This window comes from Deinococcus deserti VCD115 (assembly GCF_000020685.1).
Classification (GTDB): Bacteria; Deinococcota; Deinococci; order Deinococcales; family Deinococcaceae; genus Deinococcus; species Deinococcus deserti.
The window spans coordinates 317,330-337,512 of sequence record NC_012528.1 but is presented as its reverse complement, the minus strand read 5'-3'; the positions used below and the strand labels follow the sequence as shown (position 1 = coordinate 337,512).

General features: G+C 60.3%; 14 protein-coding genes. 9 read left to right on the top strand and 5 right to left on the bottom strand.

The window, feature by feature from the left end; genetic code table 11:
• Positions 1-4: 4 nt before the first annotated feature.
• Entirely contained in the window at positions 5-328 is a 324-nt protein-coding gene (locus tag DEIDE_RS17540; protein ID WP_162485755.1) for a hypothetical protein, read from the bottom strand.
• A gap of 443 nt (positions 329-771) precedes the next feature.
• On the bottom strand, positions 772-3,078 hold the full coding sequence (locus DEIDE_RS17535; protein WP_012695070.1) for an ATP-binding protein: 2,307 nt from the start codon (positions 3,076-3,078) through the stop codon (positions 772-774).
• Positions 3,079-3,444: 366 nt separating this feature from the next.
• Between DEIDE_RS17535 and DEIDE_RS17530 the strand changes: the two genes are divergently transcribed.
• Entirely contained in the window at positions 3,445-3,906 is a 462-nt protein-coding gene (locus tag DEIDE_RS17530; protein WP_041228101.1) for a response regulator, read from the top strand.
• Positions 3,907-4,144: 238 nt separating this feature from the next.
• On the opposite strand, the gene DEIDE_RS17525 is transcribed toward DEIDE_RS17530, so the two are convergent.
• Positions 4,145-4,903, bottom strand: a complete 759-nt coding sequence (locus DEIDE_RS17525) for a DUF4386 domain-containing protein (protein WP_012695068.1) — start codon at positions 4,901-4,903, stop codon at positions 4,145-4,147.
• 150 nt (positions 4,904-5,053) lie between these two features.
• Here DEIDE_RS17525 and DEIDE_RS17520 point away from each other — a divergent pair, with 150 nt between their 5' ends.
• Both DEIDE_RS17520 and DEIDE_RS18280 read left to right on the top strand, forming a co-directional pair.
• Entirely contained in the window at positions 5,054-5,659 is a 606-nt protein-coding gene (locus tag DEIDE_RS17520; RefSeq protein WP_012695124.1) for a TetR/AcrR family transcriptional regulator, read from the top strand.
• Positions 5,660-5,817: 158 nt separating this feature from the next.
• Positions 5,818-7,596 carry a winged helix-turn-helix domain-containing protein gene (locus tag DEIDE_RS18280; protein ID WP_012695067.1) on the top strand — a complete coding sequence of 593 codons (1,779 nt, stop codon included), beginning with the start codon at positions 5,818-5,820 and terminating at the stop codon, positions 7,594-7,596.
• Between the two features lie 119 nt (positions 7,597-7,715).
• Here the strand turns inward: DEIDE_RS18280 and DEIDE_RS17510 are convergent, their stop codons facing one another.
• Positions 7,716-10,154, bottom strand: coding sequence for an ATP-binding protein (locus DEIDE_RS17510; protein ID WP_162485754.1), 2,439 nt, complete (start codon positions 10,152-10,154; stop codon positions 7,716-7,718).
• A 155-nt stretch (positions 10,155-10,309) separates the two neighbouring features.
• On the opposite strand from DEIDE_RS17510, the gene DEIDE_RS17505 reads away from it, so the two are divergent.
• The 4 genes from DEIDE_RS17505 to DEIDE_RS17490 all read left to right on the top strand — a co-directional run bounded on the left by DEIDE_RS17505 (position 10,310) and on the right by DEIDE_RS17490 (position 14,879).
• Positions 10,310-10,993, top strand: a complete 684-nt coding sequence (locus tag DEIDE_RS17505) for a response regulator transcription factor (protein ID WP_012695065.1) — start codon at positions 10,310-10,312, stop codon at positions 10,991-10,993.
• Between the two features lie 144 nt (positions 10,994-11,137).
• Positions 11,138-11,659, top strand: coding sequence for a hypothetical protein (locus tag DEIDE_RS17500; RefSeq protein WP_041228100.1), 522 nt, complete (start codon positions 11,138-11,140; stop codon positions 11,657-11,659).
• Between the two features lie 443 nt (positions 11,660-12,102).
• The gene (locus DEIDE_RS17495; protein WP_012695063.1) at positions 12,103-14,394 is read left to right on the top strand and encodes an ATP-binding protein; all 2,292 of its coding nucleotides are present in this window, start codon (positions 12,103-12,105) and stop codon (positions 14,392-14,394) included.
• A 206-nt stretch (positions 14,395-14,600) separates the two neighbouring features.
• Positions 14,601-14,879 (top strand): hypothetical protein, encoded by a 279-nt coding sequence (locus tag DEIDE_RS17490; protein WP_162485753.1) that lies wholly within the window; start codon positions 14,601-14,603, stop codon positions 14,877-14,879.
• Between the two features lie 753 nt (positions 14,880-15,632).
• Here DEIDE_RS17490 and DEIDE_RS17485 read toward each other — a convergent pair.
• Positions 15,633-16,640, bottom strand: a complete 1,008-nt coding sequence (locus tag DEIDE_RS17485) for a TIGR03885 family FMN-dependent LLM class oxidoreductase (RefSeq protein ID WP_012695062.1) — start codon at positions 16,638-16,640, stop codon at positions 15,633-15,635.
• 783 nt (positions 16,641-17,423) lie between these two features.
• Between DEIDE_RS17485 and DEIDE_RS17480 the strand changes: the two genes are divergently transcribed.
• Together DEIDE_RS17480 and DEIDE_RS17475 are read left to right on the top strand one after the other, a co-directional pair.
• Positions 17,424-18,788, top strand: coding sequence for an Nramp family divalent metal transporter (locus DEIDE_RS17480; RefSeq protein ID WP_041228099.1), 1,365 nt, complete (start codon positions 17,424-17,426; stop codon positions 18,786-18,788).
• Between the two features lie 383 nt (positions 18,789-19,171).
• The gene (locus DEIDE_RS17475; protein WP_012695059.1) at positions 19,172-20,173 is read left to right on the top strand and encodes an AI-2E family transporter; all 1,002 of its coding nucleotides are present in this window, start codon (positions 19,172-19,174) and stop codon (positions 20,171-20,173) included.
• Positions 20,174-20,183: the final 10 nt, after the last annotated feature.

Sequence of the window (20,183 nt, the reverse complement as noted above, 5' to 3'; positions counted from 1 at the left end):
CCAGTCAGGTGTCAGAGGGCGGGGACGTCTCGTGTGGGAATTCCTGCTTCAGGAACGCCTGGAAACTCGTCTGGAACTGTTCGCCTTCGGTAGGCAGGCCGGCGGTGTGAGCGGCGTCCCGGATAGCGGCTGATAGCAATTGGGAGGCGGCGCGGGTGCGGCTGGCGTCCATCAGTACCGCAAGCTGAGACAGCCAGTAGAGGTCGATGGCCTGCAGACGCAAGGTGACTTTCCCTTCAGGTAAATCTCCCTGATGCCCGCGCGCAGCCTGTTCGTCTAGAGCGTGGCGGATAAGGGTCTGAACACGTGAATTTGTTTTGGTTGCCATTTTTTCTCCGAAAGATTCCCACTAAAGATGGCAATTTGCCATCTTTAGTGTAACTGTTGTTCACGTTAGGAACCAGTCCCAAACACAACCACTGAGCGCTCCATGGGTGCCGGCGCGTCAGAACTTCAGGAAAGTTGTCGGTTGAAGCGCGGACATAGCCAGACATCGGTCACCTGGGCGTGGGGTCCCATGCCTCAGAGACCATGTTGCTGCCGGGCCGCGTGGAGGGGTCCGAACCGTGAGCACCTCAAGGTGCAGGCTGCTGTTCCGCTCGGCAGTCCGGGCATACCCTGTGCCTTGCTCGCTGACCACAGGTGGGCACCACGTCATGAACCGCCAGACTGACATAAGAAAAGATTACGAACGGCCTGACCTCCCTCAGCAGCCGGAGAGACAGGTGCGCCGTCCACTCTGGTGCACGCCGCCGCGCCGCCGGAAAACCTTCAGGTCATTACGGGAGGCGAGCTCCTGGTTTTGGTGGACACGGCAGGAAGGGTAAACGAGACCGTCGTACCCTCGCCGACCTGACCGTCAATCCAGATGTTCCCGCCATGACGCTCCACGACCTTCTTGCACACGGCCAGTCCAATTCCGTTCCCAGTGAGCTGATCGGTCCTGCTCTGGAGGCGCTGAAACATGACGAAGACCTGCTCTGCGTGCTCCTGGGCGATGCCAATCCCGTTGTCACGGATCGCCAGATGCACCCATTCCCCCCGCTGTTCCCCGGTAAAGCGGATACGGAGGGGTCGGTCCGCGCGGAACTTAATGGCATTCCCGAACACATTTGTAAGGAGCTGCTGAACCTGGGCAACATTTGCGTGGACGTGTGGAAGGTCGGCACACTCTACCTGGGCATCTGCTGGCCAGGGGAGCGTCGGGCTGATGTCCTCCCACACCCTGTTCAGATCCACATCCGTCAGGGGGGGTTGAGCGGTCACATTCGAGAGCGTGAGAACATCCCGGACCAGCTGCCGGGCACGGAAGACCTGTTCGCCAATGTGCCGCAGATACCCTTGGGCACGCTCGTCGAGCTGTCCCTGATACCGGTGGAGGAGAATGTCGCTGTAGGTGCCGAGAATACGCAGGGGTTCTTGCAGATCATGCGACGCCACATACGCAAACTGCGCCAACTCCTCGTTTCGACGCTGGAGTTCTGCGTTGCTCCGCCCAAGGGCATCATGTGCGCGTTGAAGTTGCTGATGATGCTCTTGCAGCGCGGTCAGGCGCACGCTTGTCGTCTCCACCAATGCATCCCGCATGCTTTCGGCTTCGGCGACCTCGCCTGGATGCCATGGCAGGGCCGTGTGCCGCACCTGCTGGACATACGCCTCGAAAGAAGCCCGAGGTGTCAGGTCAACCGTACCGTCTTCACCGGATTGCACCGGTTTAGCCGGATTGCCGCCCCAGGTTACCGTCTGGGGAATCTCTGGCCGGAACCACAACAGGTATTCCTCCCAGTGGCCAGACACGCTCATACCCAGCACTCCACTTGCTTTATCCGAGTAAGCAGTGGCTGCCGGAAGGAAGGCACTCAGGGTATTCGTGTGAAAACTGGAGGGGTGGTGCTCGCGCAGCCAGCCCAGCAGGTGTTGAAGTTCAGGCTCCGCAGGCGTTTCACCCAGCGTCACCACTTGACCGGCCAGACGAACGGCAAATCCGCTTGCCCGCATAAAGCCCACCACATCAAGGTCGGGACGCCTGATCGCTTCAACCGGCAGGCGGCTGGACATCATGGCGTTCAGAATCTGTTGATGACGATGCTTCAGCTTTTCCCGGAAGCGGTAGGTCTCGGCGTCCCGCTTGGCCGCGAGTTGCATGGCCAGAACGCGGCCAAGGAACTCACAAGAAGCGCGAACCTGATGAGGAATGACTCTGGCAGTGGTGTGGTGGCAGGCGATCAGGCCCCAGAGGCGCCCGTCCTGAACGATCGAAACAGACAGACTCGAGGTGACGCCCATATTTTTCAGGTACTGCACGTGCATGGGCGAGGTGCTCCGCAATACCATCAGGCTCATGTCAAGAGGAGCGCCCGTCACCGGATTGAGCAGCGGGACAAGGGGTATGACACCAGCATTGACGTCAGCAGTCAGGCGCAGCAGGTTTTTGAGGTAGAGCGCACGTGCTTGCCGAGGAATGTCCGACTCTGGAAAACGATGTCCGAGGTAGCTTGCGATGTCGCTGTGCCGCGCCTCAGCGACGACCTCGCCGCTGCCGTCTTCAGCAAAGCGGTAGATCATGACCCGGTCAAACCCCGTGAGTTCCCTGACCTGCGAGGCTGCTGTCGCACAGAGCCCCAGGACGTCTCGGGAAGAGTCGAGTTCGGTCAGGGCCTGTTGCGTCGCGCGGTAAATGTCAGCAGCGACCTCGGGGGAATTCGGACGCTCAAGTTCAAGGACCAGCACGCCCTGGGCCAGGTGCGCTGTGGCGTCGTATGTCAGGCCTTTCAAAAGGGTGACCGGAAAAGTGTGAGTCCTGCCTTCCAGCGTCAGCATCTTTTTGAGGGGACTCAGTGACGTTGGGGTCACCAGGAGTTCCAGAGGTTGTCCGAGGAGGCTCTCAGCAGGACGTTCAAAAAACTCTGGGATGTTGGCACTGACCTGCACGATGCACATCTCATGAACCGAAAGAACCAGCAGCGCTCCATGGGGCTGTATGGAGCCTGGAATATGAATCGGCTCGCGGGCGCAATTCGATGCGTCGATGGCTGGACCGCCCAGGTGTGCAGGGGCAAGGAGGTGTTCGTCAGACACGGGTCTTGTCCCTGTGCTCAGAAACGGTCTTGACAAGATGAGGACGGGAGCGAGGCCTCCGCAAGCTGGGGCCAGCGGACTGTTTTTGAGGGGAGCAGACTCCAGGGGCCGGCGCCAGCCTGAGCTGTCTGTTCTCAGCACTTGGCCCGGTCCTGCGGTCAAGAGAGTGCATGCCCAGGCTCCGGTCCCTACGCTTGACTGGATATGGACTCAGCGGTGTAGCCGAGCATGGCAGAGAGGAGTCCATCCCGCTCACGTTAACACTGCGTGAATGTACCCGTGAAAAGGAAATAAGGGTCTATGAACGAACCTGAAGCCTTTTCTAACAATTTTAGCGCCTAGGGCGTAAAGTGTATGGTGAAGCTCATGAATCGCAAGTCCTTCACGCTGCTGTTGGTAGAAGATGAACTGGCAGACGTTGCGCTGTTTCAGGATCTTCTCGCAGACGCTGTGGCTGAGGTCGACGTCATTCATGTAGAGAACGGGCGGCAGGCCCTCCAATACCTCAACCGTGAAGACCAGTTCCTGAATGCCACCTACCCGGATCTCGTGGTCCTTGACCTGAACATGCCAGTCATGAACGGACATGATTTCCTGGCGCACGTCAAACAGCAGCCGGAATTACGGAGTATCCCCGTCATGATCCTGTCGACCTCGGATCACCCGGACGATATTCAGCGGGCCTACCACGGGTATGCAAGCGGCTATGTCGTGAAACCCAGCACCTATGAGGAATTTGTCCGTGTTGTCAAAACCATTGAAGCGTACTGGCGTGGCCTGGTGCGACTTCCTAGTATTGCGGAGGTCGCGACACGAGCAGCCCGCTAACCTGAGAACAGGCCAGATGCTCCTGAGGCCCTATTCGTCCTGAATGATCCGGAAGTTTTGTGCACTGGTCAGCCGGAAGATCTGGAGAGGAAAGTCGGTGAGCACAGCCAGGTGTAGAGCTTAAAAGGTCTACACCTGGCTGTGCTCAGCTCGGGAACAGTGGGTCAACGCTGTCAATGCAGCGTGAACCATCTGGAACCCAGTTCGGAGGCTGTGCTGACCCCCCGCTGGATTCAGGTTATTTGCCGGTCCCGTACAGGGTTTGCATTGGCTGTGCCGCAGCGCTGCCGGAGGCCTGCGGGCCGCTCTCAAGGTGGTGAATTGCCGTAGGTCTGAACCCCTTTGTGATCAGCCATCCGGCCAGAATCATCTCGTAGGCGGCAACTGGAAGGGCCAGAGCGACACCCCATGGGGACAGCTGACGGACCACTCCGAAGAGTTCCAGTACCGCCGCCGTGAGAATAAGCGCGCCGCCGACAAGGCCGAGGGTTGCGATGCCGCGCGGAACAAGCCTTGACTGATGAAGCAAGAAGGCGCACATCAGGGTGTTGATGCCCAGCATGAAGTTGGGGCCCAGGAGAAACGTCCACTCATGCAGCGCCAGGAGCAGGCCACCCACTGTCTGGAAAGAAGGAAGGTGCGGTGCAGGCGCCGCCATGAATTGATTTCGGAGCGTCAGATAACTGAGCATGCTCAGAACACCGACGATGATCAGGGTGGCCTCAAGCACTCTGAAACTGACGTAGCCTAGGGCAAGGCTTTCGTTCTGGCGCTTGACATAAGGAAAGAGGGTGATCGCTGTTCCCACTGCCGCGCTTGCCAGAATCAATTCGAACAGCGCACCAAGTATCACCCGGTGAGTGTGGGACTGCCCTGAACGAAGAAAATCCGGGTCATTGAGCAGCGGGGCATAGAGAAGAACCCCAAGCACAGCAGAGACTGTGGCGAGGATAAACAGAACCCCAGTGATACGGGCGTCCATCTTGCTGGATGTCATAAAGCGCTCCTTGTGGTGGCGTGTACACCGGTGGACTCGTGTGATCAGCGGCGCTTGAGCAACACTTATCGTATACAGAGTGAGCGGTATGCCTGGTTTACTCCAGACACAACCGGGGGAAAATGTCGTGTAAACGACAGGAGGCTTTTTATGTTGCCTGTGCCTGCCAGAGTGGATCCGCGTGTCAGGCGGACACGTCAAGCCATCCTTGAAGCCCTGGAGGCCCTCCTGCGCGAGCGGCCCTATTCCTCCATCACAGTTCACGACATTGCAGAACGTGCGGGGATCAACCGGGCCACCTTCTATGCGCATTACCGGGAGAAGCACGAACTCTTCGTGCAACTCGTCGAAAAGCATTTCGCCAGCGTGCTTACGGCACACGCCCTGCCACCGGGAAAGGTGTTCATACAAGATGTTCGCCGGCTGTTCCAGGGCGTGTGCGTCTTTCTCGCGCAGGTACATCTTGACCGCCGCGCCCACCCTTGTGAGATGGATGCCCAAGTTGACCTGCAAGTTCAGCGGCAGCTCAATACGTTGGTCAGTGACGCTCTACGAGGTTCTGAGCAACGCTGTAATTCACGCCGCATCAGCCGGGATATGACAGCAACGTTAATGGCCAGCGGGATCTATAGCTCTGCGACCGCCTGGGCCATTCAAAGCCCACCGCCTCCCCTGGAGGCATACATCGAGGAAGCCATGGTATTTCTGTCGGCTGGCCTTCTTGCGACCGGGTATGTCCAAGACCCGGTGGCTTGATCCTCAATTGATCTGTTCACCGGCGTCATGGGGCACCGATACTTCGATTCAATGACTTCTGGTCGACAGAGAATCAGTCTGTGCCTCAGACCGACTGTTCGTTCGCCAGGCGCTGAAGTGAGAGAGTCCGGTCATGACCTGCCGCGTACGATGGTCCTATGTACGAGCCGCTGTCGGACAACGAACTCAGGCGCATAGAGGTGCTCGCGCGATACGCCGTGGTGGACACCCTGCCTGAACCGGCGTTTGACCGACTGACGACCCTTGCGGCTCGTCTGTTCAGCGTTCCCTACGCCATGATCAACCTGATTGACGAACAGCAGATCTGGGCTAAAGCGTGTTTTGGTACGAAGACAGGTTCGCTGACCCGCGAGCATGCTCCCTGCGTCCGAACCATCGAGTCTACTCAGGTTATGGTGGTGCCAGACGCCAGGCAGAATCACCGGTTTGCTTCGCATGGGGTGATGGCCGAACATGGATTGCGCTTTTACGCTGGGGCCCCTCTGGTGACACACGATGGATACAGCATCGGAACGCTATGCCTGCTCGACGAGCAGCCCCGGACTGGCCTGAGTGACGAGGAGAGTTCAACCTTGCAGGACCTCGCAGCGCTGGTCATGGACGAACTGGAACTGCGCCTGGCGCAACTGACCCTTGCCCGGGACGCGAAGGCGAAATCGCAGATGCTGACCCGAATGACCGGCGCGGCCGATCACGCGCAACACCTTGCGGCAGTGACACAGCTCCTCGCCTATGATCTGACCGTTGACGCCTACCTTCAGGCCACTGGCCCGCTGGTGGCGCAGGCAACCAATATTTGCAGCGTAACCCTACACGCCCGCGGTGAGTCTATGCGCGCCGAAGCCCCCTCATGGACAGTCCCGGTTCAGGCTTTTGCCGGGGAACACCCTCCGGCTTGGACGCGCCTCCCGAATGTCACCCTTGATATGGACTTCCCGGTGTTCCTCGAAAATCTGCGCACTGCACCTGGATTCTCTGACTGGATTCGTGATGGCGTGGGCAGCGCTGCCTTTCTCCCCCTGACCACAGTAGAAGGTGCCCGCCATGTCGTGTCATATGCCCGTGGCGGAGAGGCAGTTGTGTGGAGCCCCGAGGACCGACAGCTCCTCACTGCCGTTGCGCAAGGCCTGAATATTCTGCTGTCCCGCTGGGAGCACATTGCTCGGCGTGACATGGCCCGCAATGACAAACCCGATGTCCACCTTGGAACCCAGGCCACGCTTTACTCAGCCGTTCACCATGCGCACCTCAACTCCCTGGAGCTGACCTTAGTGCGCTTGAGTGTGCGCGGTGCCCCCCTGGACAGCGAGTGGGCTCGCTGGTTGACGCTGATGCTGCAGACCGGACCAGGAGAACACCGGACCGCGTGCAGACTTGGAGACAGAGAGTACGCTGTGATTTCCACAGACGGCATGCATGACCTTCAGGCCGTACTGCAGCAGGGTCTTTCCGGTGGTCTGAAGGGAGCGCAGGTGCAGGTGGGTATCGCCCGCATGCCGGAAGACGCTACGGACGCAGACGCCCTGATGGCGCTGGCGGAGGCGCGTCTGGCACGGTTAGAGTCGGCTGGGCTGGGCAATACCAGCAAGGAGGAGCCCAGGGCGCCGGAGGTGCTCTCCCATGGGTCACTCACCCTGGATTGCCGCGAGCGGGTCGTGCGTGGAGGCCATGAATTCGTAAAGTTAAGCAAACAGGAGTGTGCACTTCTTGCTGTGCTGATGCAGCACCCCCACCAGGTCTTTTCCCGCGAGCGCCTTGCTGCCGCAGCGTGGGGAGAAGTTCGCCTGGAGAGTGATCCACTGGTCAATGTCCACATCAGTAACCTCCGCCGCAAGTTGTTGCGCTTGCATCCAGACCCGCTGGTTCATACAGTCCGGGGGCAGGGGTATAGCCTGCAAGGGGCAGCCGAGGCCTGAATATCGTTCCCAAAGGGCCTCCCCTGGTTCATGAAATACGCCCCTCATAGGCAAGTTTTCTGCGTCTGTCACGGGCTGGCACGGTTGTGAGCATCTGGGCCAGGCTGGTCAGGGACATCTCACGGTTTGGGCAGGGTAAACCCGAAGGTCGCTCCTTGCCCCGGAAGTCCCACCGCACTGACTTCGCCTCCATGCCGGTGAATAATGCGGCGCACGTTTGCGAGCCCGACTCCAACACCTTCGAACTCGTCCTGTCGGTGCAGTCTCTGAAAGACTCCGAACAGCTTGTCTCCGTAGCGGGGGTCGAAGCCTGCGCCATTGTCGCGGATGAACACCGCCCAGTCCCACTCTCGTTCCTCTGCCCAGACCTCGATTGTTGCGACGTTCTGGTTCCGGCTGTATTTCAAGGCGTTGGATAACAGATTCTCCATCACCTGAAGCAGCATGTCCGGATCTCCCATCACCAGCGGTAACGGACTGACTTTCCAGCACACCTCGCGGCCCACCAGATCCGGCCGCAGGTCCAGCTTCACCCGGTCGATCAGGATCTCAAGGTCCACCGGAGTGACGCGCAGTGGCAGTCGGGACGTCCGTGACAGGTCCAGCATGGCGTCGATCAGGGTATTCATGCGTCCGGCGCCCTCGTCGATCACCGTAAGATATCGGTTTGCCTTGTCGTCCAGCCCGGTGCCGAGATGCTTGCGGAGCAGAGTCGCAAAACCGACAATGTGCCGCACCGGGGTCCGGAGGTCATGCGAGACCGAGTAGGCGAATGCCTCGAGTTCTTCGTTTGCAGCCTCGAGCTTTCGGCGCTCTTCAGCCAGGTGAACCACGCTCTGCGCACTTTCCAGCGCGAGACCCAGACTGTGCACCGTGGTGGTCAGAACCGCCCGGTCCGCCGCGCTCCAGGGGCGGGGCTCAAACAGTGCCACACTGAATATGCCGTGAACGTGCCCTCCCACCACGACCGGCAGTGAGGCGACGGTGCGGACGTGCTGCACCAGGGAGGCTTCCACGTCCCTGGTGCAGTCGTACTCGTCCTGAAACAACGCTTCCTTTGTCTGACACGGGATATCCAGGCTGGGGGTCTGTCCCACCGGGAACCCGCCTTCGATGGCCGCCTGAAGTGGCGCTGATCGGACATGGCCGACCTGAGCTGTGGCGCACCATTTTTCCCCATGCGGCTGGTAGTACAGCGCGTAGCCTTCGGGGATCAACGACAAGACCAGTTCCATCGACCGGCGGAAGAGTGCATCCCGCTCTGGTTGCAAGGTCAGGTCCCTGGTCAGGGTGGCAAAGCCTTCAAGTGCCCGGGTACGCGCCTCAAGTTCAGCGCGCTGGTCGTCAATCCGCTGCGCCACGTCCGCGCGTTCCAGTGCAAGGGTGAGGCTGCGGCCGACAGAGCGGAACACCGCCCGCTCCCGCTCGGTGAGGTCTCCGGACTTCTGGATGCCCATCGCCAGCAGCCCCTGAGCACGGCCGTCCACCACACAGGGATAAAAGGCTGCCGCATTGTACTGCTCTGTCCTGGACACGCCCTGAGTTTCGGCGTTCCAGCCGGCCACAAACACCGGCTGCAGAGTCTGTGTCGCTTGGGCGTAACTGGGCGCCGTCACGGGAATGCCGGCGGTCAGCACATCCACGATTTCCGGAGCCAGGTTGTCCGACCATACCCGGCACTTCCAAAGGTCACCTTCAAGCGTGTAATACGCGACAGTGACGTCTCCCAGCGTCGCCTGAAGGACTTCCCTGGCGTGCTGTGCAAGGAGCAGAACGTCCGTGCTGGCGCCCGAGATCTCACTGAAGGCCACAAAGGCATCCAGGGCAGCCACGGCTTCCTGAGTTGCTTTGGTTGAGGTGATGTCTCGGGACACGGCACTGAGCTGATGAACACGGCCTTCGGTGTCATACAGCGGAGAGATGCTGATGTGCCACCATTTCGGTGTGCCTTTGAATGTTGTCCGGCTGGCTTCGAACGATACGTGCTCGCCGCGGCGCGCGCGTTCGAGAGCGTCCTCGACCATAGTGCGGGTATTGCCTTCCCAGAAGTCCAGCCACAGCAGATTACGGCAGACATCGAAGTCGTCGATCTCCATGGTGGTCATGCCGCCCTCATTCATTGAGAGCAGATGGGAATCCAGGTCCAGGATCTTGATGCAGCTGGAGCTCGCGTCCATCATGCTCTGTAGCTGGGCGCTTCGCTGCCGCTCCTGCTGAAGGTCGTCGATGTTCACGCCCGTGAATACCCACGCAGGGCCCCCATCCAGGGTTGAAGGCTGACCATGCACCCGGAACCAGTGCAGTTGGCCGCCTTTGTCGCTCAGCCTGAGCTCCAGTTCGAAAGGAACCCGTTGCGCGAGTTGAACAGCCATGAGATGCTGATCCTCAGGCTGAAGCAGGTCGACAAACGACACCGTTCCCTGGGTTGCCTCCGCGCCGGTGTAGGTGAGCCACGCGTGATTGCTCCAGAGCAGGTGTCCGTGCCTACCGGTTGTCCAGGCCAGATGAGGGAAGGCGGCAGACGAAAGAATCGCGTCCCCTGCGGATGGGTCGGGCATGCTGCAGGATAGGGCGTCAGTGACAGCGGCATTGGTGGCTTTGCCCAGATTGCGCGTCTGATCAGTGAAGAGCGGGGTCTCACCGAACTTGAGTGCCTGCACTTGCGCCTGGAACGTTATTTCGTACCATAAAGCTGTACACGCGGGAGGAGCGCATGCAGCAGACCATCCTCGTGATCGAAGACGACCCGGACATCGCACAGATACTCACGACCGAAATTGAAGACGCCGGATACCGTGTGCTCACAGCACCAAACAGAATGTCCGGACTCACCTGCGCGCGTTCTGAAGCGCCTGACCTGGTGATCCTGGACCTTGGCCTACCAGATATGCACGGTACAGAAGTTGCCCGGCGCCTGCGCCGGACCAGCCGGACACCGATCGTGGTGCTGACCGGCATGGATACTGTGGCGAGCAAGGTAGGCCTGCTGGAAGCCGGAGCGTCGGATTACCTCACCAAGCCGTTTCATCCGGAGGAACTCGTGGCCCGCGTGCGGGTCCAGCTAAGAAAGCACCAGCAGGCTGGAGAAGTGAGCGTGGGGGCGTTGAAGCTCTACCTGCAACAGCAGGTGTGCCTCTATCAGGGACGTGAAGTGCGGCTGTCTCCGAAGGAGTTTGAACTGCTGGGACTGCTTGCAGAGGTGCCGGGCCGGGTCTACAGCCGGGACGTGATTGTGGCCGAACTCTGGCCAGGCGTGGTGGATGTAGGCCGCAGCGTGGTGGAGGTGCATATGGCGAACCTGCGCTCAAAATTACGGGAGGTTGGTGGAGCGGGCGTACTCAGGACGGTTCGCGGGGTCGGATATGCCCTGCGCGATGCTGGTGATGCTCAGAACTGAGCCGCAGTGAGGTGGAATGGCGGGTGCCGAGGCAAGCGGTCGTTTACGAGGTTCGGGAAAGGACCCATCGTGGCTTGGGTTTGCCGTGCTGTTGAAGTTATATGACAGGAAAAGCGGACTGTCCGGGACCGCTATGCTCACCGTATGAACACCGTCTGGGGCAAGGTCATGCTGGGCGTGATCGTCGCCGGCATGCACGAGGCCGCAGGCATCAACATTCCTGGTACCAGAGTGGACTATTTCGCGGCACAGGATTCGGTGACCACAGATAACCGCGGAGTGGTCCGCATCTTTGAAATAAATGACACCACAGGGCTGACCTATGTGCGTTTTGCCTGCGAGGCAAGGGTGTTGCAGGCGTACTTTCACGGCAAGAATCCGCTCGTGTCACCGGCGGCCCGGGCCATGGAGTTGTATCCGCTGGTGGTGTATCAGGTCGACGATCAACAACTCAAAACTTTCAAAGTATCGGGGATGCTCTCCAAAACAGGACAAGGGCTGTTGGAATCCGTGGCTTTCGAAAATGACCAGCTGGTGGTCGACGCATTCCGGCACGCGGTCAGGCGTGTGACCTTGCGTATCCCCCGGCTCGGGATGTCAGAGCTTACGTACGTCTTCGCTGTCAAGGGGTTTCGCCAGGCTTTGAGCCGCATCAAGCCCTGCTGAGCAACAAATTGTGTAGGACTGCGCTGCCTGCACAGGGACGGGGCACGCGTTCATCCGTCTGCATGAGGCCAGCCGAGCCGGGCCACGGTGCTTCGCCTGAGTCAGAACTGCGCATCCGCGCGGCCTTTTTGGAATTTATGGTGACCCTTGTGACTTGCAGCCATGTCGATCAAAAACCGTTCTAACGGTGGCGAAAGATTGCAACGCGCCTGGTATGCCTAAACGGAGCCGACGTTTCCACACAGGTTGACGCTCCGTAGTCGCAGAGTGCAAAGAGTCATGTGATCGAATCGATCGTGACAGTGCAGGCTGAACCCGCCGTTGGTCACGTGAAAATGTTCATTCATCTGCTTCTTCAGACAGATGCATAGGCTCGACCAGCATGCCTCTGGCACGCGTCTAAGCCACCTTCTCAGGGTGGGGTCAATCATTTACGCTGAAGTATGGACGGGCGGGAGCGTCACCACGTCTGGGGAGCAGGAGGGCGCCAACCGCGTCTGGTTGGCCGCCAGTCCGAACTTCGTATTGCGCAGGCACTGCTCCTCCGGCCAGATGTACGGCTTCTGAACCTGCGTGGCCCAGGCGGCATCGGCAAGACGCGCCTTGCTCTCGAACTCGCTCGCCTTCTGGCGCCTCACTTCGAGCAGGTGTACTTCGTCGAACTGGCGCCCATTCGGGACACCGCGCTGCTTCTTCCGACCATTGCCACAGCCGTGCGCGCTCCACAGAACATTCCTCCACTCCAGGGGATTATCGAAACGCTTGGCACAATGCGGGCTTTGCTTATCCTGGACAACCTTGAGCACTTGCTGCCTGGCCTGCAGGCCCTCGTGACGCTCCTTGTGAACACCGAGAATCTTACGGTGCTTTCGACAAGCCGGGCGGTGCTGCACCTGCGCGATGAGCACGAACTTGCCCTCGGGCCGCTCACGCTGCCCCACGGGATTGCAGGGGAGAGCGAGGCCGTGACTTTCTTCGTGCAGCAGGCACGTACCGTTGACCCGAACTTTGAAGTGACCTCCGATAACCGAACGCAGGTGGAACACGTGTGCACGCTTCTTGACGGAATTCCACTGGCGATCGAGCTTGCTGCAGCCCGCTTACGCGCATTGCCGCTCGCGGCCCTGGTGGAATGGCTGGCTGAGCCGCTGGAGGTGCTCGGGGACGGGCCTCGTGATGTGCCGGAGCGGGCACGGTCCCTGCGCGACGCCGTGCGTTGGAGTGCAGACCTGCTGTCGGAAGCTGAACGGGACGTGTTCATCGCCTGCGGGGTATTCGTGGGGGGCTTCACACGGGCAGCGTTCGAGACGGTCACCGGCCAGCAGGACGGACGATCGGTCTTGCTTCACCTTGTGGAGCACAGCCTGCTTCGTCCGGTGGCCCACCTCGAGGCGCGCTGGTCCATGCTGGAACCTGTCCGCGAGTTCGCGGAAGAACAACTCCACAGCCACCCGGATGCTGAGCGGGTGCGCGAGCGTCACGCGCACTTCTACCTGAGCCTGGTCGGGCAGGCGAGGCAGTCCATTCAAACGCTTGAATCAGAGTGGATGGCGCGGTTCAAGGACGAGCACGGCAACCTGCATGCTGCCCTGCGTTGGTTCATTCACCGCGACCGATTCGAGGACGCCGTCAGCCTTTGCCAGGGGCTCTTCAACTACTGGCGCGGAAGAGGCCTGAACAACTTTGCTCTGGAGTGGATCACGCAGGTGCTCGCTATGCCCGGAGCAAAAGCCGCGCCAGCCATGCAGGCTCTGATCCTCCGCCAGGCTGGGATGCATGCGGTTCGTGTCACCACGCGGCTGGATGATGCCGAGCGATACTTCCAGGAAAGCTTCAACCTGTATGCGGCGCTGGGCGACGAAGAAGGGGAGGCATTCGCCCTGGACGGCATGGCGGCCGTTCTGGGAACGCGAGGAGACACTGAAGGGGCGCGGCGACTGCATCTCGATCTGGCGGTCCGCTTTGAGGCCTATGGTCGCCTGGACTGGCTGCACGCAACCTGGTTCAATCTGGGGTCTGGCTACATCAATGAGGGAGATGCAGCACATGGTTCCGAATTTCTCGATAAGGCCCGCGACCTCGCTGAACGGCGTGGCGACGTGTTCGCACTTGCGTGGGACAGTGCGTGGCGTGCCGTGCTTTACCAGCGCCAGGATCGCCCCCAGGCTGCTTTGGACGAATGCCGCCGGGCCTGGCAACTGGGAGCAGGAATGGAAGACGCAATGTTCGACTGGGCTTGTCTGTGGCTCCTTTCGACGCTTGCGCGGGTGTTTGGGCAGCCCCTCTTTGCTGCTCGCCTGACGGGCGCGCGGGACGCTGTGCTGGCAACAACGCAGTTTCCCCCATCGCCGGAGAACAAAGCGAGGTTCGTTGCAGAGGAGCAACTTCTGCGCGCCGCACTCGGCGAAGGAGTCTTCGAGCGGGAGTGGCAGGCCGGGTCTCAGCTCCCCTTGCCCGAGCTTCGTACGGAGATTGACCGCTGGTTAAACCTCCCGCTGGAGAGGAATTCGCCAGCAACTCCCCCGGCGCAGGGAGGCCTGACGTCCAGAGAGAGGGATGTCGTGGCGCTTGTGGCGGCTGGAATGTCAGACAAGCGAGTGGCGCAGGTGCTGGGCATCAGTATGGGGACTGTCAGCAAGCATGTTGGACACGTGTTGGAAAAGCTTGAGCTGCGTAACCGCGTCGAACTTGCCCGCTGGGCGATCGAGCATGGAATCAGTCCCCCAACGAGCTGACCCGCGACGCCGTTCGGACCCCGAAGTGAGCCGTCGCCGTGCGCAACAGGCATCATAGACCCATGGCCGTCCTTGTCGAAGCAATTACAGTCATCACGCGACTCAGCTCAATTGAAAGCCATTTTCAAGGAGGCCTTGACGCCTTTCATGCCCTTCTGCCCAACGCGTCGTCCTGCGCGGATGCTCACCTCATTCGAGTTGGATTCATGACCCCCCAGGACACGCAGCAGTTCGTCGATCAACTCGTCGCCGGGGGCCTGCGTCTTTTTGATGGACAGCACTTTGTGGATGTGGCAGTGGTCGACCAGATTAACGGGCCTACCGCCCCTACGCCCTGGCTGAACATCTACCAGATCACTGAGGACCGAATCCAGTTTGCCGCCCTGGCGGGGACAGATCCTGGCGAGCTGGTCGTGCCCACTGCCTGGACAGTAGAGGAGTCCCTCTACAGAACGGGGTCGTTCGCTCAGGAGAGGCAGGACTAAAGAGGAAAGTGACCGCCATGCGCGAATGGAGGATTGCGAGCAAACGAACCAGATCGTGGTTTTCTCCTGCGCATAATTTCGGGGGCTCCCACTGTAATCTTCTTGATAGAGGGGGTGTACCTCGAGGCCATCGTCCGCCTTTAGGAGTTGCGGTAGAAGTGGTGCCGTTGCCAGTGTGTCGTCCAGGATGGGGAAGTGCTGCGCGTTGCATTTCTGGCATAGAAGCCCCTTATGCACCGGCGAAGTTTTGGGTTTCCGATTGATTTCTCACAGACCCGTATGCCGCGTGATTACCTTTTCCAGCCGCTTCAAGGACGTAAATGCTGGAAGGTTCGCCGAGTAGTATGTGAGTTCTCCCGTCGCAGGCCCCTCCCCAATCACCCAGACCTCCTTGCCAGGAACGTGCAAGCTCCGGCAGTACGCTGCGCCGACAGCCACATGTGCCGGTGCGGCCACAAATCTGGCGTGGAGGGGGCTCGTCGTGGCGACGCGTCACGCGTCACCATCGCTGTTCCGTAAGGTTTTGCTTGCCTGGCCGTGACATTTCAGTGGTTTTCAGGTCAATGCGCTGTCGGTCAACTGGCTGCTGCGGCCAGGGAGTCAGTTCGACATCCAGACCGGACACCTTGAGATGCTGTGGAATGCCTTTCGCCCAGCGGAGGTGAAATAAATTCCCGCTTTCTCTATCCCCGATCGCTGGGTATGGGTGAAGAGCTTCGTCCTGGCACCAGCTTTGGGCTGCACCGTCACTGCTCAGCTCTGACCAGAGCGGCGTGCTGGGAACGCTGTCAAGCCGCCTCTCAGGCGAGGCAGCACCTGCTGACCGAACACCTCGATAAAGCGTTCCTGATGGGGGCCAGTTTCATGTAGATACAGGTGGTCAAAGCCCAGGTCCAGGTCCTGCCGGAGCCAGGTCAGGTGCTGCTCAACGTCCGACGAAATCCGAACGACGCCGTGCATGTCATCCGGACGAACACGGCTGCCCAGCGTTTCGTACTGCTCCGGGGTTTTGACCTCCGACTGGATCGGGCTGCCAAACACGTTTGCGCGCCACTGTTGATGCGCAGCCGCCAGGGCCTCTTCAGAGGTGGGTGCATAGGCAAGATGGACCTGCAGGTACATCGGCTTGCCGTCTCCACCCCCCGCACGGAAGGCCTCCACCATCTGGCGCAGTTCGTCATGGGGGGCGGATACCGTAATCATGGCGTCCGCCCACGACCCGACCCAACGCGCCGTCTCCGGTGTCAGGGCGGCACCAACGATCAGCGGTGGGCGAGCGGGAAGGGTGTATAACTTCGCCTCCTCAACAACCACGTGGCCCCGGTGCGTCACGGTCTCACCGCGCCAGAGTGCCCGCATAATCTGTACGCATTCCAGCAGCCGTTCATTACGCTCGGTCTTGGTCGGCCAGCGCTGCCCCGTAATGTGCTCGTTGAGGTGCTGTCCGGACCCCAGGGCGCACCACAACCGGTCAGGAAACATCTGCGCCAGAGTTGCGGCAGCCTGAGCCAGGATAGCCGGGTGGTAGCGCTGGCCCGGTGCACTGACGGCTCCAAAACTCCACGATGTCGCCTGCAGAGCGGCGCCCATCCAGGCCCAGGCAAATCCAGACTGTCCTTGCGCCGGGGTCCAAGGGTGAAAGTGGTCGGAACACATCCCTGCCCCAAAACCGGCCTGCTCAGCGAAGCGGACCAGCCGCAGCAGTTCGGCTGGCGTGAACTGCTCGTGCGAGGCGTGAAAGCCGATCGTGGGATCTGTCATGCGCTCTCCTTCTGGCGTAGCGGGCACCGGCCCGGGGGCGTGCAGTGTGATCAGGTCGCCGATGATTTCAGGTCGAGTACGGTCCGGATGGCGGCTGAAACCTCGGAAGAGTACAGCAGAGTTCTTTGATCCTACTCGCCCAGGTTGTGCAGGATGGAGGCCGATAGCTCGACCAGGGTTGATCAATGCACTGGAGCGCCTGACCTCACGTAAACCGGAAATATTGGGTTCCCGTGATCCCCTGCGCCTACCGTAGGCATCAGCGTTGCATGGAAGGTAGATAGCACTTCAACCGAACTTTAGATAAACCATAAATCAGGTGGGACAGGAGTAGAGAAGGAATAAAAGCCTGGGTGCTGTATTTCCGCTATACCTGGCGCAGATCAGGAGCTTTCAGGCTTGACTGATCGCTCCTGTGTCGTGCGCCAAGCTGTCACACTGTCCAATCACCCTGTCCTTTTCCGGCAATAGAGGCGACTATGATCAGCCCCACTCGTGCTCTGGATATTTCCTGGCCTCCAGAATTTGGACCGAACAGGCGGACAGCTTCAGTGGCGCAGGGAGTCCTGGCAAGAATGCCTGCCCTGCTGAGAATCTTTTTGCCGAAAGACGGTGATCATGTCCTGGATGTCTTACGTCAGGACGATTGGCGGTTTGAGCCATGGCCGTGCAACCTCACCTTCAGGTTTATTCGGCCTTCATTGCCAGGGCATGAGCGCCCTGCGGGCAGACCAGCCCGGGTAAAGTACCGCTTTATCTGTTCCGGTCACGAAAGGTCGCGTCATGAATGACCGCGCTCACGGTCAGCCTGACAGCGAGCACTCCCGCGTGCCGGAAGCGCCCCAGGGCCGCGAACGCCTGAAATGGCTTGGCCCGAGCTTTTTGTGGATGATGTCTGCAGCTGGATCCGGAGAACTGTTGTTTACCCCACGCATCGCAGCCCAGTACGGGTACACCCTGTTGTGGGCGCTGCTGATTGCCGTCGCCTTCAAGTGGTTTATCAACCGCGAGGTGGGGCGATATGCCGTGTGCACAGGTGGCAATGTTCTACGGGGCTTCGCGAACCTGCCGGGCCCCAGACATTGGGCGCTGTGGTTCATCCTGGTGCCGCAGATCGTCGTGGCCGTTGCGACTGTCGCAGGGCTCGCGGGAACCGCAGGCACGGCGGGCGCGCTGTTTACGTCTGGTGGTGCGGCGGCCTGGTCCATCGGGATCGTTCTTCTGGCAGGAACCGTCATTGTGTTGGGGCAGTACAAGCTCGTAGAGCGGGTGATCACCTGGCTCGCCGTGCTCATCACTCTGGCGGTGCTCGTCACGGCCATCAGTGTGACACCGGACCTTGGAGCACTCGCTGGTGGCCTGGCGCCGCAGCTTCCTGCAGGGGTGGACTTTGCAGAAGTCGTGCCGTGGCTCGGCTTCATGCTGGCGGGAGCCGCAGGGCTGGTGTGGTTCTCTTACTGGGTGCAGGCGCGGGGCTACGGCGCAGCGTACGCCGCAGAGGAAGTAGACCCGCACAGCCTGTCTGACACGGAGCGCAGTCGGCTGCGGGGCTGGCTTGCATTCCTGACACTGTCCAATACGCTCGCAGTTGTGGGCGCCCTGATTATCGCCGTGGCATTCCTGATACTGGGAACGGAATTGTTGCGTCCCGAAGGCCTGGTTCCCGACGAGAGCGAAGTGGCACGCACCCTGGGACGGCTGCTTGGAGACGTCTGGGGGCCGGCGGGCTTCTGGTTTATGGTAACGGCAGTAGTGGTGACGTTCAGTAGCACCATCCTGTCGGCCCAGGACGGATTTGCGCGGATGTTCAGCGGTGGCGTACGGACGCTGCTGACCGGTTTCGGCGTACGTGCCAGCGAGGTCAACCGTACATGGATGCGGCGCGGTGTGGTCGTGGGGCTGCTGGTGGCCCTGCCTATCGGTGCCTACCTGTTGTTCGGAGAGCCGGTCGCCCTGCTCCAGCTCGCAGGAGCCATCGAGGCCGCGCACATTCCTGTCGTGGCGCTCCTTACGCTGCTCCTGAACCGCCGCGCCCTCCCGCAGGAGCTTCAGCCATCAGGATTGGCGTTGGCTGCGACTGCATTGGCGGCCGTATTTTTCGCAGCTTTTGCGGCGTACTACATGTACCAGGTCGCCACTGCCGGTTAGGTCCCTGTGCAACCGTTCTCCAGGGCACGCGACACCGTGCCGGTCGTCAATGTCGCAGGAGTGGTCCCAAGGTTCGGACATTCCTGAATGCCGTGGGAAGTCAGATCGAATGAATCATCCTGGGATAACTCCTGTGGCCACAGACCAGTTGCAGCAGATCGGTGAATACCTGGCGGTGCCTGCATCTCTGTTGACCCCTTCTGAACAGTCCACCCGCGGAAGGCACTTCCGACAGATTGACGGCTCACACCTTGAAAGCAGGCTCAGGGTCCTGCGGGCTGGTGCGGATTGCTCAAGGCTTTCAGAATGGGTTTTTGGGAGTCCTATGGTGAACTGCGATCAATGCGAGGCACTCTTTCTGTCTACCAGGGGCGGCATCAGTCATGCTGATGGGTTCGGTCTCGACGGTTGCAATCGTCACTATTGCCGTCCTGCTGACCTTGGGTGGTCTTCATGTTACCCAGGACGCTACGCTGCCTCTGGTGTTCGGTGCTGTGATCGCGCTGTTCTTCCGGCCTCTTCAGCGCCGACTTGAGCAACGTCTGCCCCGGTGGCTCAGCGTGGCCCTCATTATCCTGCTGTTTCTGGCGTTTCTTGCTCTGATTCTGGGTAGCGTGGTCTACGCTGTAAATGTAGTCGCTCAGGACCTGCCCAGATACGCCGAGCGTTTGAAAGGATATGGCATCCGGCTCCCGGACAGCCTGTCGTCTGGCAGTCCGTCCGGATCGAACGTGATGGGAGTAGTGTTTGGCGGCCTTCGAGCCGTCCTGTCACCACTCGGCTTGACTGGACTGCTGCTGGTGTTTCTCGTCCTCCTGCTGGCAGAAGCGGACGCCTGGCGTCGGCGGTTGGTCCAGGCGTTTGGCGCTGAGCGCGGTCGACGGCTCACAGACGCCTTTGGGCGCATGGGGCGGCAGTTCGAACAGTTTATGTGGGTCCAGACGGTCACGGGCCTCATCACTGCCGTCCTGACCTGGGGAATATGCGCCCTGGTGGGGTTGCCTTTTCCTTTCGTCTGGGCAGTACTGACGTTCGTTCTGGAATTCTTTCCCACCATCGGCTCGCTGTTGTCTGTGGTGCCTCCTGTATTGTTTGCCTTTGCGTTCGGTGGCGCAGCGCAGGGCGCACTGGTCCTTCTGGGGTTGACGGTCGTTCAGCTGGGCGTCGGAAGCCTCCTGAATCCGAAGTGGCAGGGCGACAGGTTGAAGCTTTCACCTACAGTCGTGGCGTTTTCGGTGGTGTTCTGGGGCTGGCTGTGGGGCGTCGGTGGGGCGATTATTGCCGTCCCTCTTACGGCTGGCATCGCACTTCTGCTGTCCGAGTTTTCTTCGACCCGGCCCCTTGCTGTCCTGCTGGGACACAGCGAGGGGCCAGAAGGGTCGTGACAGGGAGAAG